At 62.0% G+C, this 15,111-nt stretch carries 9 protein-coding genes; 4 read left to right on the forward strand and 5 right to left on the reverse strand.

Features of this window, described 5'->3' with window-relative positions:
* Positions 1–64: 64 nt before the first annotated feature.
* The 5 genes from ACST81_RS01370 to ACST81_RS01390 all read right to left on the reverse strand — a co-directional run bounded on the left by ACST81_RS01370 (position 65) and on the right by ACST81_RS01390 (position 6,531).
* Positions 65–976 carry an NAD(P)-dependent oxidoreductase gene (locus ACST81_RS01370; RefSeq protein ID WP_438751016.1) on the reverse strand — a complete coding sequence of 304 codons (912 nt, stop codon included), beginning with the start codon at positions 974–976 and terminating at the stop codon, positions 65–67.
* Positions 977–1,043: 67 nt separating this feature from the next.
* On the reverse strand, positions 1,044–2,657 hold the full coding sequence (locus ACST81_RS01375) for a GMC family oxidoreductase (protein ID WP_438751017.1): 1,614 nt from the start codon (positions 2,655–2,657) through the stop codon (positions 1,044–1,046).
* An 18-nt stretch (positions 2,658–2,675) separates the two neighbouring features.
* The gene (locus ACST81_RS01380; RefSeq protein ID WP_438751018.1) at positions 2,676–3,893 is read right to left on the reverse strand and encodes a mandelate racemase/muconate lactonizing enzyme family protein; all 1,218 of its coding nucleotides are present in this window, start codon (positions 3,891–3,893) and stop codon (positions 2,676–2,678) included.
* Positions 3,894–4,074: 181 nt separating this feature from the next.
* Positions 4,075–5,499, reverse strand: a complete 1,425-nt coding sequence (gene aldA / locus ACST81_RS01385; protein ID WP_438751019.1) for an aldehyde dehydrogenase — start codon at positions 5,497–5,499, stop codon at positions 4,075–4,077.
* A 117-nt stretch (positions 5,500–5,616) separates the two neighbouring features.
* Positions 5,617–6,531, reverse strand: coding sequence for a LysR substrate-binding domain-containing protein (locus ACST81_RS01390; RefSeq protein WP_438751020.1), 915 nt, complete (start codon positions 6,529–6,531; stop codon positions 5,617–5,619).
* Between the two features lie 461 nt (positions 6,532–6,992).
* On the opposite strand from ACST81_RS01390, the gene aspT reads away from it, so the two are divergent.
* The 4 genes from aspT to ACST81_RS01410 all read left to right on the forward strand — a co-directional run bounded on the left by aspT (position 6,993) and on the right by ACST81_RS01410 (position 15,016).
* Positions 6,993–8,684: an aspartate-alanine antiporter gene (gene aspT / locus ACST81_RS01395; protein WP_438751021.1), complete on the forward strand. Its 1,692-nt coding sequence runs from the start codon at positions 6,993–6,995 to the stop codon at positions 8,682–8,684.
* 191 nt (positions 8,685–8,875) lie between these two features.
* Positions 8,876–11,587, forward strand: coding sequence for a decarboxylase (locus tag ACST81_RS01400; protein ID WP_438751022.1), 2,712 nt, complete (start codon positions 8,876–8,878; stop codon positions 11,585–11,587).
* A gap of 41 nt (positions 11,588–11,628) precedes the next feature.
* Entirely contained in the window at positions 11,629–13,326 is a 1,698-nt protein-coding gene (locus ACST81_RS01405) for a TrkA C-terminal domain-containing protein (protein WP_438751023.1), read from the forward strand.
* 82 nt (positions 13,327–13,408) lie between these two features.
* Positions 13,409–15,016: a bifunctional aspartate transaminase/aspartate 4-decarboxylase gene (locus ACST81_RS01410; RefSeq protein WP_438751024.1), complete on the forward strand. Its 1,608-nt coding sequence runs from the start codon at positions 13,409–13,411 to the stop codon at positions 15,014–15,016.
* Positions 15,017–15,111: the final 95 nt, after the last annotated feature.

A 15,111-nucleotide genomic window follows, 5' to 3' on the forward strand; every position in this document is an offset into this window, starting at 1 on the left:
CGACATTGACTGTATATTGTTGCAAATGCGCCCTGTCACCAACAAATGCAAACCGGCCGAAAGGTCACAGCTCCGAAGGAAATCCCGGTGCGCGCAGGTCGGTGCCGACGGCGTCTTCCAGCAGCTTTACCACCTTGGACGACCAGGCATCGCCGCCATAGGTGGAACGGGCGCGGATAAAGGTTTGTAGGGTATGGGAGGCAAGATCGAGCGGCACGCCGAAAGTCTTGCCGAAGCCGAGCGCAAAACCGAGATCCTTGCAGGCAAGATCCATGGTAAAGTTGATATTGTAGCTGCCGTTCAGGATGACCTGACCTTCGGTCTCGTGGACGAAACTATTGCCCGAACTGGCCTTGATGATGTTGAACGCATCGGTCAGATCGATGCCGCCCATCTTCGCCAGCATCAGCGCCTCGCCGGTGGCGAGCAGGTGGATGAAGGCCAGCATATTGGTGATGACCTTGATGACCGCCGCCTTGCCGAGCGGCCCGGCATGAAAGATCTGGCCGCCCATCGCCTGCAAGGCCGGCAGGTGGATGTCGAACAGGTCACGGTCGCCACCGGCAATCACGGTGATATCACCGGCCGCCGCCCGATGAACGCCCCCGGTCACCGGCGCTTCCAGCATGCGGATACCTTTTTCGGCAGCGATTGCGGCAAGGCGCTCGATATCGGTCTGGTCGAGCGTACTCATCTCGATCCAGGTGCCGCCGGGCTTTAATCCGGACAGAACACCTTCCGGACCGGTCAGCACGGCTTGCGAAATCGCCGGTGACGGCAGGCAGGTGATGACGGCATCGACCTCGTGTGCCAGCGCCTGTACGCTTTCCGCCCACGTGGCGCCGCGCTCGACAAGCGGCTCCGCGCGGGATTTGTCACGGTCATGGATGATGACGGAAAATCCCGCGCGCACCAGGCTGCCCGCCAGGTGCTGGCCGAGATGGCCAAGTCCGATAAAGCCGTAGCGCATATCCATTCCCCCATTCCGTTGGGCCGGCAGGCCGGTCAAAACCGGTATCTGTCCGGCCGAGGTCATCAGGCTCTCATTTCGCATCCTCGAGGATCATCGCTGCCCCCTTTTCCGCGACCATCATCGTCGGTGCATTGATATTCCCCGCCGTGACATTCGGAAAGACCGACGCATCGACGATGCGCAGGCCCTCGACACCATGGACCCTGAGCCGGATATCGACCACGGACGTCCGCGCATCCGGCCCCATCATGCAGCTGCCGCAGAGATGATAGATCGAGCTGGCATTGGAGCGGAAATAATCGAGCAGAGCCTCGTCGCTGGCAGCTTTCGGCGAGGGCGAAACCTCGGCCTCGATGATGGCGGCGAGCGATGGCGCCGACGCGATTCGGCGAACCAGACGGCTGCCTTGGATGACCTCGTCGATATCCCGGTGGGTGGACAGATAATTCGGCTGGATCAGCGCGGCATCGGACGGATTGGGCGAGGAGAGCGAAATGCGACCACGGCTGGTCGGGCGGCAGGAATTGAAGGCGATCAGGAATCCGGCATAGGGCTCCGGCACCATGGAGGCGCTCTTGTTGACGGGGATGCGGTAGGACAGCGGATTGAAATAGAGCTGGATATTCGGCCGCGCTTCGTCCGGCCGGCCGCGAAAGAAACCGCCAGCCTGATTGACGCTCATGGCGAACGGTCCCTTGCGGGTGAGCATATATTGCAGCCCCAGCCGCGCTTGGCCGAAGAGACTGCCGAATGTGCCGTTCAATGTCGGCCGGTTGGCGCGGTAGTAGAAGCTGGCGGCGAGATGGTCCTGCAGGTTTTCGCCGACGGCCGGTCGATGGACGCGGGTCTCGATGCCCTTCTGGGCCAGTGCTTCACCATGACCGATACCGGACAGTTGCAGCAGTTTCGGCGTATCGACAGCGCCGGCCGCAAGGATCACCTCGCGCCGCGCCAGGAAGGTTCGGCGCTGCCCTTCCTGCAGCACCTCGACGCCGGTCACGCGCCCGTCGTCGGCAAACACCAGCTTTTCCGCCACCGCGTGCCGCTCGATCGCGAGATTGGCCCGCTTCAGCGCCGGGCGCAGATATTCGGCACTGGAATGCGAGCGCCGGCCATGGCGCGTGTTGATGTCGTAGACCCCTGCCCCTTCGATCGAAGCACCGTTGAAATCCGGTGTCGAGGGCAGTTGCAGTTCTTCACAGCCCTTCAGATAGGCGTCGGTGACCGGATGCGTCATGCCGCGCATCGGCGTCACATGGATCGGACCCTTGTCGCCATGCCAATGCGAGGCGCCCTTCTCATGGGTTTCCAGCTTGCGGAAATAGGGCAGGACATCGGTCGCTCCCCAGCCGGGATTTCCAGCAGCCGCCCAATCGTCGAAATCGTCGGAGGCACCGCGCACGAAGACCATGGCGTTGATCGATCCGGATCCGCCCTGGACCTTGCCGCGCGGCACATAGATGCGTCGGCTGTCGAGCCCGATTTCCGGCTCGGTCGAATACATCCAGTTGACCTTCGGATTGTAGTAGCTCTTGGCGTAGCCGATCGGGATCTTGAACCAAAAGGAATTGTCCGGTCCGCCCGCCTCGAGCAGCAGGACGCTGTAGCGGCCGTTCTCGCTGAGCCGGCTTGCCAGGATGCAGCCAGCCGAACCTGCGCCGACGATCACGAAGTCGTGGATCATGAAAGGTCTCTGTTACGCTCAGCCCTTGGCGGGCATGAACTCCTTGACGTCGGCGGGAGTGGCGGCCATCTGCAGATGCAGGCGCTCGCCAGTATAGGGTGAATGTTTCGCGACGACGTCGAGGTTCAATTCGATGCCGAGGCCCGGTTCGCGCGAGGGAATGAGATAGCCGTCCTCGAACTGCAGCTTGGTTTTCAGCACTTCGCCGTGGAAGCCGCCGAAATCCATGATCGCCTCGTGGATGAGGAAATTCGGAGTCGCGGCCGACAACTGGATGCTGGCGGCGGCACCGACGGGACCGTTATAGAGATGCGGTGCGATCTGCGCGTAGAAGGCTTCCGCCATGCCGGCGATCTTCTTGGCTTCGAGCAGGCCGCCGACGCGGGCGACGTTCATCTGCAGGATGGCGGCAGCACCCAGTTGCAGCACGCGCTGGAATTCATACTTTGTCGTCAGCCGTTCGCCGGTCGAGACCGGAATGGAGGTGGCGCGCGCCACCTCGGCCATGGCCGCTTCCTGTCCCGGCGGCACCGGCTCCTCGAACCAGAGCGGATCGTATTTTTCCAGCCGTTTTGCCAGTCGAATGGCGGACGATGGCACCATCTGCCCATGTGTTCCGAACAGAATATCGGCGCGGCTACCGATCGCCTCGCGGATCTTGGCGCAGAACAGTTCGCAGCGATCGAGGACACCCAAGGACAACTGGTGCCCGGAATAATTGGTATACGGACCGGCGGGGTCGAACTTGACGGCGGTAAAACCCATTTCAACCACGCGAATGGCTTCTTCCGCCGCGAGGTCCGGATCGTTGTAGTCATATTCGCCAGCGGCATTCTTCGGGTAGAGATAGGTATAGGCGCGCAGCTTCTCGTTGACAGTGCCACCGAGCAGGTCGGAGACCGGCCGGCCCGCCGCCTTGCCGATAATGTCCCAGCAGGCGATTTCGAGCCCGGAGACAATGCCCATCATCGTCGTATCGGGACGCTGGGTGAACCCGCTCGAATAGGCCGCCCGCCAGAAGCGCTCGATCTGATAGGGATCATGATCCAGCAGATAGCGCTGGAAAACGTCGTCGATCAACGGAACCATGGCCGAGGGATGAAACGACGTCGCGTAGATTTCGCCCACACCGGTGATACCGCAGGCCGTCTCCAGCTCGACGAAAATCCAGTACATGCCGCCCACATGCGGCGGGGGGACGGCAACCACATGGGTTTTCAGTGAGGCGATCTTCATGGGCGGGTTCCTCCGGTATTGCAGTCATGTTGTTCTTTGTTCCCGCAAAGCCCCTCATCCGCCCTGTCGGGCACCTTCTCCCCGTTTTGACGGGGAGAAGGGACCAGCGGCTGGCTCTGTCATCCCCTCTCCCCGCTCGCGGGGAGAGGGCCAGGGTGAGGGGCAATCACAAACGCCCAAATCAATGCTTCAAGATCACAAGCCGGGTCTGCGTGAATTCCAGCATGCCGTGCTTCCCGTCATCGCCGCCGAGCCCGGATTTCTTCCAGCCGGCGTGATAGCCCTGGTAGGGGTCGGCCGGAAAACGGTTGATGTAGAGTTCGCCAGCCTCGATCTCGTTCGCAGCCTGCATGACCTTCCGGTAATTTTCCGAAAACAGCACCGACGCCAGCCCGAACTGATGATCGCTGGCGAACGCCAGGGCCTGTTCGAACGTGTCGTAGGGAATGACCGCCAAAACCGGGCCGAACACTTCCTCGCGCACGATTTCCATGTCCTGTCGACAGCTGGACAGAAGCGTCGGTGGATAGAAGTAGCCGGGTCCCTCCGGCACCGCGCCGCCCGCCTCGACCGTCGCGCCCTCGGCCTTCGCGCGTTCGACCATCGCGTGGATCCGGTCACGCGCAGCGGCATTGGCAAGTGGCCCCATTAAGTCAGGATCACCAGCGCGATCGCCAAAGCGGCGGGCGGCAAAGCCGGTGCGCAATTTTTCGACAAGCGTGTCATGGACCGACGCATGCACATAAAGCCGCTCGGCCGAGGTGCAGACCTGTCCGCAATGGGCGGTCTTGGCTGATAGGATCAAGCGTGCCACCAGATCGAGATCGGCATCGGGCTCGACGATGACAGGCGTCTTGCCGCCGAGTTCCAGCGAGGGCTTGGCGATGTTGGCCTTGCAATAGTCAAGCACCGTCTGTCCGGCCGTGACGCTGCCGGTCAGCGTGATCATTCCGACGGATGGCTGCGTGCACATGGTGCGCGCCGTCTCATGTGACATGGTCATGATATTGATCAGCCCGGCCGGCAGATCGGCCTCCAGCACGGCTTGCGCGAAGGCGAAGGCCGATGTCGGCGTCGTGTTGCTCGGCCGCACGACCACGGCATTGCCGGTGATCAAAGCCGGCGCAATCTTGCGCACCAGCGTGTAGATCGGAAAATTGAACGGAATCAGGCAGGCGACGACGCCGATCGGCTCGCGCTTCAGCATCAGCGTCTCGTTCGGCGTATCACTTTCGATAACTTCGCCCTCGACCCGGCGCGCCCATTCGGCATGATAGCGCATTAGTTCGACGCCGTAGATCGCCTCCGCCGTCGCATCCGCAACGCTCTTGCCGGATTCCCTCGCGAGTGCCGCACCGATCGCGGGCGCATGCCGCTCGAGGGCATCGGCAAGCCGCCGGAGCGCATCGCCACGCTGGATGGAAGGCAGGACACGCCAAGCCTTCTGGGCATCCCGCGCCGCTTCGACGGCGCCGATCACGTCCGCATCGCTTGCCGCAGGCACGCTCGTGAAAACAGCGCCATCCGCCGGATTGCGCACATCAATGCCGACAGACGCAGAAGGCTCGACAAAGCGGCCGCCGATGAAGTTGCGATGCTGCGCCATGAGGGTCACCCGAACCACCTGCTAATCCAGCCAGTAGAGAGATGATCGTCCCGGTTTCGCAAGCGACTTATTCTCGGGCCAAGCATTCCAAAAACGAATGTTCGGCCCCGTCGATGACTATGTCGCGGCGGCGGCCTGATCGAGCGCCAGTTCGTTCAGCAGCCAAGCATGGAAATCCCGGACAGTCGCCAGCTCAGGCTGGCCCGACCGGGTCACCAGCCAATAGGATTCATGCCCCTCGACGCCGACATCGAGCACCGGCACGAGCTCGCCGCTTTCCAGCTGCCGCCCGACCATGAAACGATCAACCACGGCAACGCCAAGCCCGGTGCAGGCGGCCTCGATCACCAGGTCGAGCAGGTCAAACTCCAAACCGCCACGGATATCGGTATCGCCAAGCCCCGCCGCGTCCAGCCAGTGCTGCCAGGTCAGATAGCGCTGGTCGGCCGAGGCCAGCACATGCAGGAAGGTGAAGGCGGAAAAATCGATCCGGCCGTCGCGGGTCGCGGCCTTCAGCAGATCGGGCGCGCAGACGGCGATATGGCGCTCGGTCATCAGGATGCGCGATTGCAGCATCGGCCATTCGCCGTCTCCGAAGCGGATGGCGCAATCCAGCAGGCCGCGTTCGGCAAGACTGTCCCGGAGTTCGGTGCTGAGGCTGATTTCGATATCCGGAAGCGCCCGGCGCAGGCGCGACAGCCGGGGCATCAGCCAGCGCTTGGCGAAGGTCGGCGGCACATTGATGCGCAACCGATTGCGATTGCTGGTCTCGACAATGGAGCGCACGGTCTGCTCGATCGTGTGAAAGGCCTGCTGCAACGTCACCATCAGTTCGGTTCCGGCGCGCGTCAATTCGAGATCGTGATGGCGGCGGATCAGCAGGTCCTCGCCGAGTTGCTTCTCGAGATTGCGCACCTGCCGGCTGACAGCGCTTTGCGTGAGGTTCAGTACCTCCGCGGCACGGGTGAAACTCCGGGTCTGGCCGACGACCTCGAACACCTTCATCGCCGACAGCGCCGGTAATTTTCGCATACACGCATTTCCGTAAAATTTTGGCGCAGACGATTGGCATAGCGCCCGAGGCGATTGCGGATTGAAGGTACTTTGGCCGCGACGTTGAATCAACGGCCCCCTGTAGGGCGTCGTTTCGCTTGGCCGGCCGGGCATCGTCCCTTGCCACCCGCAAGACAACTCCATTGCAGGCTTTCAAGTCAGTATCGCGGTTGCATAAAAGTACGTTTTTATCAGGATCGCAACAGGAGGCGATGCCCGCTCATTACTCCAACGGCGCCGCCCCCGTGTGTAACCGGATATTGCGGGATTCATCCTTAATCACGATTATTGCGACCACCTTGCAAGACGATTGCAAGTGTGTATCCTGTCATTGATATTTCGCATTTTTTTGCAACTATAACGAAATCAACTGTTCCCTTGCAGTTCATTTGTGCCATGGAGCAGACCTGCCCTCCTGCGATGAGAGAAGAGGCACCCTCATGATCGACTGGTTTGTCAACACGCTTCGCGCCTATCCGGAAATTGCGATCTTCCTGTCCCTCGGCCTCGGTTATTATTTCGGTTCCTTCACCTACAAGGGGCTGGGGCTCGGCGCGGTGACGGCGACGCTGATCGCAGCCGTGCTGATCGGCCAGCTTGGCATAACGATTTCCCCACCGCTGAAACCGTTCTTTTTCCTGATGTTCCTGTTCGCCGTCGGCTACGGCGTGGGGCCGCAATTCGTGCGCGGCATCGCCAAGGACGGTATCCCGCAGGCGGTGTTCGCCGTTGTCGTCTGCGTCTTCTGCCTCGGCGCAGCCTATTTCGGAGCCCTCATCGCCGGTTACGACATAGGCTCTGCCGTCGGCCTCTACGCCGGTTCGCAGACCATTTCGGCCTCGATGGGTCTTGCCACCGATGCCATCAACCGCCTCGGCCTGCCGCCGGAACAGAGCAAGGCGATGCTCGACGCAATGCCGGTCGCCTATGCCGTCACCTATATCTTCGGCACTGTGGGCTCGGCCATCGTTCTCGCGCTTCTCGGCCCGGCCATGCTCAACATCGACCTGGAAGCCGAATGCAAGCGCTACGAAGAAGAACACGGCGGCAAGAAGGCGCTCGGCGGCGCCGGAACCGCTTGGCACAATTTCGAACTGCGCGCCTATCGCGTGAAGGACGGCGGCCGGATCGTCGGCATGACCGCTCTTCAGGCAGAAGGCCTGTTGCCGTCCGAACGCGTCTTTATCGGACGCGTCCGCCGGGGGGGTGTGGTGACCGACGCGACGGCCGAAACGGTGATTGCCGCCGGCGATGTCGTCGCCATTGCCGGACGCCGTGAAGTCCTGGTCGATCTGATCGGCAGCGTCGCCGACGAGGTCGACGACCGCGAACTCCTCGCTGTTCCGGCAAACGGCGTCGATGTCTTTGTCACCAGCAAGGAGGTCGATGGCAAGACGCTGGCCGAACTCGCCAGCCGCCCGGCGGCGCGTGGCGTCTTCCTGCGCAAGATCGTGCGCGGCGCGACCGCAACGGAAATCCCCATCCTACCGAACACAAAGGTGCATCGCGGCGATATCCTGACAATCGTCGGCCGCACGCAGGATACCGATGCCGCGACCAAGGATCTGGGGCGTCCGGATGCGCAGACCGACATCGCCGATGTCGCCTTCATCGGCGCGGCGATCTTCATCGGCGCCCTGATCGGGGCGCTCACCTTCAAGGTCGGCAGCGTTCCGCTGACCCTGTCTACCTCCGGCGGCGCGCTGGTCTCCGGCTTGTTCTTCGGCTGGCTGCGGTCCGTGCGCCCGACCTTCGGCCGTATCCCATCGCCGACCGTCTGGTTCATGAACTCCGTCGGCCTCAACGTCTTCATCGCGGTCGTCGGCATCTCGTCCGGCCCAGGCTTCGTCGCCGGCCTGCAGCAACTCGGCTTCAGCCTGTTCCTGTGGGGCATCGTGGTCACGACCGTGCCGCTGGTTCTGGCCATGTATGTCGGCAAGTACATCTTCAAATTCCACCCGGCAATCCTGCTTGGATGCTGCTCCGGCGCCAGGACGACAACGGCTTCCCTCGGCATGATCAACGACCGGGCGAAGAGCCAGATTCCGGGCCTCGGTTATACGGTGACCTATGCTGTCGGCAACACGCTCCTGACCATATGGGGCATGGTCCTGGTGCTCCTGCTCGCCTGAAGCGCCGGCGTGCAGATCGATTCTCGATGAAATGGCGAGAGGACCGGAGAGGTCCGATCGCAGGCGATGAAACCCGGATTTCAGTGACTGGTCCGCGCATCAATTTTCAACAGGCACTGCGACGGCGACCTGACGCACCGCCGTTTGTCGAGGTTCAGGACTTAAAGAACAAACCATATTGGGAGCATGAGATGTCAACCGAGACCGCGAACGTCAATCAGTTTCTACTCATGCATTCAAGCCGCGCCGACAACTGGCGCGAGGTCACGATACTCGCGGATAGCTGGGCCGCCAATCGGGGCGAGCAGGCGGCGCTCGAGTCGGCACTGGCGGGGCTCAGCGCGATCGAGGAATACAATGCCTATCCCGGGACACGGCTGCTCGAGGCGCTGAATGAACGCATCGCCACCAATGACGCCGGCGGCGCGGCAAAGCTCGCAAGGCGCATCTCGAACGGACTGCTGACACATGCCTATCGCGGCCGGCCATCGGAATGGGACGTGTATGACACGATGTCGCCGAACGAGGTGATCGACATCATGCCGCCCGCAACGGGGGAAACTGCCGGCCGCAGGCCCTATTTCGAGGTCCTTTACGTCAACAGCCAGCCAGCGGTGCGCTGGCCGGCGCTGGCAAACGAAATCCGTCGGCTGCGGCGTCCCGAGGACGGCTTCATATACGAACCGGTCTTCGTCGGCTCGTTCGAAGACGCCATCTGCGCCGCCGCGCTGAACCCTGACATCATCTCCGTCGTTCTGGCCGAAGGCTTCCCGTATCGTTCGCGCCACGATGCCCCGGTGCTGCGCTCCGTGCTCGACCCGCTCGGCGAAACGGAAGGTCCGGACATGTCGGCGCTGCGCCTTTCCCGCGCGCTGAAACGCATCCGTCCGGAACTTGATATCTATCTCCTTTCTAATCGCCAGGTGGAGAAGCTGGCGGGAGACCCGACGGCGGATGCCGTGCGGCGGATTTTCTACGCTGTCGAGGAGCCGTTGGAACTGCATCTCGCCATTCTCGAAGGCGTGCAGGCACGCTTCGAAACGCCTTTCTTCGACAACCTGAAGAAATATGCCCGCCGGCCGATCGGCACCTTCCATGCGCTTCCGATCGCCCGTGGAAAATCCGTCTTCAAGTCGGACTGGATCCGCGACATGGGCGAGTTCTACGGTCTCAACCTGTTCCTGGCGGAAAGCAGCGCCACGACCGGCGGCCTCGACAGCCTGCTGGAGCCGACCGGCACGATCAAGCGTTCGCAGGAAATGGCCGCGCGCGCCTTCGGCGCCGATCATGTCTTCTTCGTCACCAACGGCACATCCACATCCAACAAGATGGCCGTCCAGGCGCTCCTGGCGCCCGGCGACATCGCGGTGGTCGATCGCAACTGCCACAAGTCCCACCATTACGGCATGGTCCTGACCGGTGCGCAGCCCTATTATGTCGAAGCCTTTCCGATGACGGAATATTCGATGTATGGCGCGGTCCCGCTCGCCACCATCAAGAATGCGCTGTTGGCGCTCCGGGCCGAGGGACGGCTCGACCGGCTGAAACTGCTCGATCTCACCAACTGCACCTTCGACGGCCACATGTACAATGTCCGGCGCGTGATGGAGGAATGCCTGGCCATCAAGCCGGACCTGATCTTCCTCTGGGATGAGGCCTGGTCCGGCTTTGCCCGCTTCTCGCCCTTCCTGCGTCCTCGCACGGCCATGGGCGCTGCCGGCGATATCGAGGAGTGGCTGCGCGATCCCGCCTCGATCAAGGCCTATGAAAAACAACAGGCCGAACTGGGCGACACCCCCTCGGACGAGACACTGCTCGCCGCCCAGCTCATTCCCGACCCCCGTCTCGTGCGCCTGCGGGTTTACCAGACCAACTCGACCCACAAGTCGATGTCGGCGATCCGGCAGGGCTCGATGCTGCTCGTCAAGGACGTCGATTTCCACACCGTGGAAGCCCAATTCCATGAGGCCGTCTTCACCCATGCCTCGACCAGCCCGAACCAGCAGTTGATCGCAAGCCTCGACGTGGCGCGGCGGCAAATGGAACTGGATGGCTACGGGCTGGTGATGAACGCGATCGAGATTGCGTTCAAGATTCGCCAGGCCGTCAACGATCATCCGCTGATCTCGCAGTATTTCCGTGTTCTCGGTGTCGACGAGATGATCCCGGCCGCCTACCGCCAGTCCGGCTTCAAGGACTATCTGGCGCCCGGCACCACTTGGGCGACGGCCGTCAAGGCGATGCGGGAAGACGAGTTCTATCTCGATCCCACCCGCATGACGCTGGTCTGTGGTACCGCCGGCTTCGACGGCACGCAGTTCAAGGGCCTGCTCGCCAACGAGTTCGGTATCCAGATCAACAAAACCTCGCGCAACAGCGTGCTCCTGCAGTCGAACATCAACAATACGCGCAGCGACGTCGCGCATCTCGTCCGTGTTTTGGTCGAGATCTGCCACGGCATCGAGAAGCGGCTGGCCGATGGCGGTGAAGAGGCCCAGACGGGCTTTGCGGCCCGGGTGAAGTCGCTGATGACCGACGTGCCGGACCTGCCGAATTTCAGCCACTTCCACGACACCTATCGCGGCGATGCCGGCAAGACGACCCCGGAGGGCGACATGCGCACCGCCTTCTTCCACGCCTATGACGCCTCCGTCTGCGAATATGTGCCGCTCAAAGGTGCTGAATGCGACCGTCGCTTGGCGGAAGGGCCTGACATGGTCTCTGCAAACTTCGTCATCCCCTACCCGCCGGGCTTTCCGATCATGGTGCCCGGCCAGGTCCTGACCCAGGAAACCATCGACTTCATGCGCAAGCTCGATGTGAAGGAAATCCATGGCTACGAGAAGGCCAGGGGCCTGAAGCTGGTCAAGCCCGACGCGGTTGCCGCCAAGGCGCGGCGATAAGCGCATCGTTTGCTCAAGTTTCGAGAGGGAACCGGCGGGATATGGTTTGGGTCGAGAGTTTTCTGGTCAGGTATCCTGAGCTTGCCGTGTTCCTTGCCATCAGCATCGGATACCTGATCGGCAGCTTCAAATTCGGGGGTTTCAGCCTTGGGCCCGTCACAGGCTCCCTGTTTGCCGGCATCCTGATCGGCCAGTTCGCCCATGTGCCCGTCGCACCGATGGCGAAATCCTTCCTGTTCCTGCTATTTCTCTTCGGCATCGGTTATTCGGTCGGACCACAATTCTTGCAGGCCCTCAAGCGCGATGGGTTGAAGCCGGTCCTGCTTGCCATCGTCGTCTGCGTCACCGGACTTTTGACCGCGATCACGGTGGCCAGAATCCTCGACCTCGATCCGGGTTTCGCGGCCGGCATGCTCTCGGGCGCCCTGACCCAGAGCCCCGCCATGGGCACCGCCACCGAAGCGATCAATGCCCTGCCCCTGCCCGACGCCGATCGCGCGCTTTTCGTTGCCCATGTCGCCGTCGCCGATGCCGTCTGCTACGTCTTCGGCGCGCTCGGTGTCATTCTGTTCTGCAGCGTCGTCGGGCCAAAGTTGCTGGGCGTCAATCTGGTCGAGGAAGCCCTCCGGCTGGAGAAGGATTACGGAATCGTTCGCAAGCCGAGCGGGATCGCCTCGGCCTGGCACCGGTTCGAAATGCGCGCTTATCGGATTGCGGAGGGCGCCCCTGCGGCGGGCCTGTCCATCGCATCCGCCGAGGCGACCTTTCCCGAGCACAGGTTCTTCATCCAGCGCGTCCGGCGCGGGGAGACAATCCTTGAAGCTGCACCGGATATCATCATCAGCCCTGGCGACATCGTCGCCGTGTCGGGATCTCGCGAAGCGTTGATTGGCGTTCTCGGAGCCCGCGCCGGCGAAGTCGAGGACCGGGAGCTTCTCGACGTTCCGGTGTCGGTCATCGACGTGCTTGTGATGAGCCCGGCTGTAAAGGGCCGAAACCTCGCCGACGTGGCGAAGGAGAGCTGGACGCGCAGCCTCTATCTGCGCGCCGTCAGCCGCGGTGGTCACGACATTCCGCTCGCACCCGGTATCACCGTCGAGCGCGGCGACATCGTCAGCCTGGTCGGGCCGGAAACCGTGGTGTCGAGCGCCGCCAAGCGGCTTGGGGTCATCATCGCCCCGACGACAACGACGGATTTCTTCGTTCTTGGTCTTGCAATCTTCCTCGGCGGCCTCATGGGCGTTCTCGTCGCCTTCCCGGTCGGTGACATGCGGATTTCGCTCAGCACCAGCGTCGGCACGCTGATCGCCGGACTTACGGTCGGGCATCTGCGCACGCGCTTCCCGCTCTTTGGCCGGATACCGGATGCGGCGGTGTCGCTGATGACGGCGCTCGGCCTTGCCGCCTTCGTCGGCATGACCGGCCTGCATGCCGGACCGGTGTTCTTCTCGGCAATCGCCGAGGCCGGCGCCGGCCTCCTGGTCGGCGGTCTCGTGGTGACGCTGACGCCGATGTTCGTGGGGCTCTATTTCGGCCGCTACATCCTGCGCATGAACCCGATCCTGCTTCTCGGCGGGCTTGCCGGGGCGCAGACCATGACGGCCGGCATGGCGGCCGTCCAGGACCGCTCGGGCAGCAGCATTGCCGTGCTTGGCTACACGCCGGCTGTCCCGATCGGCCACATCCTGCTCACAACCTGGGGAACCGTGATCGTCGGCATCATCGCCGGCGGCCACTGAACGGCGGCGGCATGGCGCCCCGCGACTACCACCTGCACCGGCCGCTGCCGCGGCTTCTGAAGCTCATATGGAGGACTGAAACATGACCGCGATCGACTACAAGAAATTCGAGAAGATGAGTCCGTTCGAGATCAAGGACGGGTTGATGAAGCTCGCCAAGCGCAGTTCGGCGAAATCGGCCAGCGCGCTGCTCAATGCCGGGCGCGGCAATCCGAACTGGATCGCGACAGCAGCGCGCGAGGCCTTCTTCCTGTTCGGTCAGTTCGCACTCAGTGAATGCCGGCGCACGATGGACAATCCGGTCGCCGGCCTTGCCGGCATGCCGCAGCCGAAAGATATCGCCGCGCGGCTTTCGACATGGCTGGACAAGCGGGGGGACGAGCCGGGCGCCGATTTTATCACACGCATGATCGATCATGGCGTCAAGGCCTTCGGCTTCAACGCGGATGCCTTCGTGTTCGAGCTCACCGATTCGATTATCGGCGACAATTACCCGGTCCCCGATCGCATGCTGGTCCACGCCGAACAGGTCTCGCACCGCTACCTGATGTGGGCGATGGGTGCGGACACTTCACTCTCGGGCAAGTTCGACCTCTATGCCGTCGAGGGCGGCACGGCGGCGATGTGCTACATCTTCAAGTCGCTGATCGCCAACCGTATTCTGAAAAAAGGCGACACGATCGCCATGGGCACGCCGATCTTCACACCCTATATCGAAATTGCCGAGCTGGAAGACTATGCCTTCAACGCGGTCCATATCCGCGCCACGCAGGAACATCGTTTCCAGTATTCCGATGACGAAATCGCAAAACTCGAAGATCCGAAGATCAAGGCCTTCTTCGTCGTCAATCCAGGCAATCCGACATCCATGGCGATCGACACGGCAACGTTGAAAAAGCTGGTCGATCTCGTCAAGACGAAGCGCCCCGACCTCATCATCCTCACCGATGACGTCTACGGCACTTTCGTGCCCAACTTCCGTTCGTTGATGTGCGAATTGCCCTACAACACGATCGGCGTCTATTCCTATTCGAAATATTTCGGCTGCACCGGCTGGCGCCTCGGGGTCATCGGCATTCACGAAAGCAATATTCTGGACGACATCCTGTCCAAGCTGCCGGCCAAGGAACTGGAGGCGCTCGACAAGCGTTACATTTCGATCACGCTGGAGCCGCGCAAGCTGAAGATGATCGACCGCATCGTCGCCGACAGCCGCGACGTAGCGCTGAACCACACGGCCGGCCTGTCGCTGCCGCAACAGGTCATGATGACCATGTTCTCCATTGGCGAACTGATGGACCCCGAGAAGATCTACCAGAAGGCCTGCATGGATATCTGCAAGACGCGCGTCGATACCCTGCTCGAAGGCCTGCCGCTCGATGTCCAACCGAACCCGAATTTTGCCGCCTATTACGGCACGATCGATTTTGAATTCTGGCTGCGCCACTATGTCGGCGAAGACATGGTCACCTGGTTGAAGGAAAACGTCCATCCGCTCGATCTCGTCTACCGCCTGGCGGAGGATCACTCGATCGTGCTCCTCAACGGCGGCGGTTTCGATGCGCCGAACTGGAGCGTGCGCGTCTCCTTCGCCAACCTTGCCGACGACGTCTACGACGATATCGGTCGCGGGGTCCGCGCCGTCGGTCGCGGATATGTCGACATGTTCAATGCCACGAAGGGCAAGTAGCGCTCCGACCGGCCCAACCCTGCGGTTCACAAGCTCTTGCGAACCGCATCAGACCCCTGTTCGCTTAATCGATCCACGTATATGATTTCCCTGCG

It is taken from the genome of Pararhizobium sp. O133 (genome assembly GCF_051669845.1).
In the GTDB taxonomy this organism is placed as follows: Bacteria; Pseudomonadota; Alphaproteobacteria; order Rhizobiales; family Rhizobiaceae; genus Pararhizobium.

What these genes read in the sequence shown, in the direction of transcription:
- ACST81_RS01370 (WP_438751016.1), bottom strand. Translation starts at nt 976, where the DNA reads ATGGATATGCGCTACGGCTTTATCGGACTTGGCCATCTCGGCCAGCAC.
- ACST81_RS01375 (WP_438751017.1), bottom strand. Translation starts at nt 2,657, where the DNA reads ATGATCCACGACTTCGTGATCGTCGGCGCAGGTTCGGCTGGCTGCATC.
- ACST81_RS01380 (WP_438751018.1), bottom strand. Translation starts at nt 3,893, where the DNA reads ATGAAGATCGCCTCACTGAAAACCCATGTGGTTGCCGTCCCCCCGCCG.
- aldA (WP_438751019.1), bottom strand. Translation starts at nt 5,499, where the DNA reads ATGGCGCAGCATCGCAACTTCATCGGCGGCCGCTTTGTCGAGCCTTCT.
- ACST81_RS01390 (WP_438751020.1), bottom strand. Translation starts at nt 6,531, where the DNA reads ATGCGAAAATTACCGGCGCTGTCGGCGATGAAGGTGTTCGAGGTCGTC.
- aspT (WP_438751021.1), top strand. Translation starts at nt 6,993, where the DNA reads ATGATCGACTGGTTTGTCAACACGCTTCGCGCCTATCCGGAAATTGCG.
- ACST81_RS01400 (WP_438751022.1), top strand. Translation starts at nt 8,876, where the DNA reads ATGTCAACCGAGACCGCGAACGTCAATCAGTTTCTACTCATGCATTCA.
- ACST81_RS01405 (WP_438751023.1), top strand. Translation starts at nt 11,629, where the DNA reads ATGGTTTGGGTCGAGAGTTTTCTGGTCAGGTATCCTGAGCTTGCCGTG.
- ACST81_RS01410 (WP_438751024.1), top strand. Translation starts at nt 13,409, where the DNA reads ATGACCGCGATCGACTACAAGAAATTCGAGAAGATGAGTCCGTTCGAG.